General features: G+C 47.0%; 2 protein-coding genes. One reads left to right on the top strand and one right to left on the bottom strand.

The genetic code is table 11. The features are described from left to right. Positions 1 to 304: 304 nt before the first annotated feature. Positions 305 to 1303: an IS110 family RNA-guided transposase gene (locus ACFOET_RS05465; RefSeq protein ID WP_456320325.1), complete on the bottom strand. Its 999-nt coding sequence runs from the start codon at positions 1301 to 1303 to the stop codon at positions 305 to 307. A 198-nt stretch (positions 1304 to 1501) separates the two neighbouring features. Between ACFOET_RS05465 and ACFOET_RS05470 the strand changes: the two genes are divergently transcribed. Beyond that, the coding region (locus tag ACFOET_RS05470; protein ID WP_379020389.1) for a DDE-type integrase/transposase/recombinase at positions 1502 to 2059 on the top strand (558 nt) is incomplete at its 3' end.

Here is a 2059-nt window from a genome sequence, read left to right on the forward strand (position 1 = left end):
GCAAAGGAGAAGGAACTTTACTCGAAAATCGGGGAGTTACAGATTGAGGTTGATTTCTTAAAAAAAGGTACTATGCATAACTGCAAGTTTTTTTCTATATTTTTATCGTCTCCCTTTTGCCTCCGGCGGGCGCTCGCCGCGCAGGCAGGTTAAGGTTGATCAGAACTTGATTTTCGATCCACAAAGCATCATCAGGATATTTTTTAACTTTACATACTCATAGAGGAAGCGGCCCGTGATTTTTCACGTAGTTTGTTTACCTTGTGTAGTGCCGATAGTATTGTTGGCACTACTTTATTTGTTTTCACCCCGGGATTGGTTCTGACGCTTGGATATATTGTTCATTAGTGTATTTTTCATTGAATGCCTCATCCTTTTTCCATAATGCATAGATTATGGTCAATAGCTTTTTCTGCACAGCCACGAATCCCTTCATCTTGATGCCGTGTTTGTCCACCGTACGTTCATACAGGTCCGAGAATGGCTTGACTTTGCGTAAGACCACATTGAATGCGGGCATATGGAGTATGCGGCGTATGTGGCTGTTTCCTTTCTTTGATATGCGGGTTTTACCCACATGGTTGCCTGATTGGTTTTCCACGATGTCATACCCTGCGAAACTGCATAGCTGCCGGGCATTTTTGAATAAAAGGAAACCATTGGTCTCTGCCACCAATGTTGCTACAGTTTTAATGGCCACGCCCTTTATCGTACATATCTTGCTGATCCTGGATGCCACTTCTGCGTTAGAGTTCACATGTTCAATGACCAGCTTTTCACATGCTTCTATCTGTTTTTCCAATAGCTTGACCTGTGCCTTTGTCTGCCTGATCACCTCCTTGTTCAGGTACATGCCCAGGTTGCTGGCATGCAGACGGTTGTTAATCATTGTTTTTAGTTCCTGTAGGCTCTGCTCGTGGCGGGTCAGTTCCCGAAGCTGGTAAAAAAATTCCCCCATCGGTTGCCATGGTTCCAGTGATTTCTCTGCCCCCATTTGGGCCAGCCCTTTGGCATCGATCTTATCATTCTTCGATTTGACCCCTGATGCCTGCAGGTATTTCTTGGCTTTGTTGGGAAGGATGACCGACACCGTATACCCAGCNTCCAGCCCCTCAAACCCTTTCAGGGCATTGGTTACCTTGCGGGTACCTTTGACCGACACTCTCTGGCCTCGATCAATCACCGAAATGCAGCAGTGGATATCTTTACTTGATACGTCTAGACCTACCGAATACTTTAACATGTTTCTTCCTTTTGAATGTGATAACTTTCTCGTGAAAAACAGATTCTTCCGCGCAGCCATCTCTCATGGTTTTATACAGGATTGCCCGACCCTTGCGGATATCCCTAAGTACTATTCCGGCTCATCGGAAAGAAACCAAAGCAGGCTTTCCTTTTTTACGGCATCGTTAATAGTGCCTAGTCTTGGGAAAGGTTACTGCTTTGGCCCTGTCTTTCTGCTTCAAATGTATCAACATCCAAAGATATGAGTCTTGGGCAAATGAGTCTTGATCAGAAGCGCGCGCTTGTTTGCCCGGGATTTGAAGGCATGAGCGTTTCCAAACAATGCAAGTCACTGGGTCTGGAGCGCAGCAGTTACTATTTCAAGCCCCGGGGAGAGTCATTGTTCAACCAGCAACTGATGGGGGTCATTGACCGGCAGTTTTTGGAACACCCTTATCTTGGAGCCGGGCGGATGACCGACTGGCTGAAGCTGGATATGGGTTACCACGTGAATATAAAGCGTGTCAGGAGGCTTTATAAGGTGATGAACCTGCGGACCTTGTTCCCCAAGAGGAACCTGAGTAAGGCCAAGGCCGGCGATTATAAATACCCCTACCTGCTGAATGGTCTGGAAATCGACAGGCCCAACCAGGTCTGGCAGGCCGACATCACCTATATCCCGATGTTCCGCGGCTTCATGTACCTGTTCGCCATCATTGATGTGTACAGCCGCAGGATCATGGGGTGGAGTACATCCAACACCATGAGTGTGGAGTGGTGCAGGGACGTGTTGAAGGATACACTAAGGGATCACGGAACCCCTGAGATATTCAAT

The sequence above is a fragment of the Parapedobacter deserti genome (assembly GCF_042646065.1).
Classification (GTDB): domain Bacteria; phylum Bacteroidota; class Bacteroidia; order Sphingobacteriales; family Sphingobacteriaceae; genus Parapedobacter; species Parapedobacter deserti.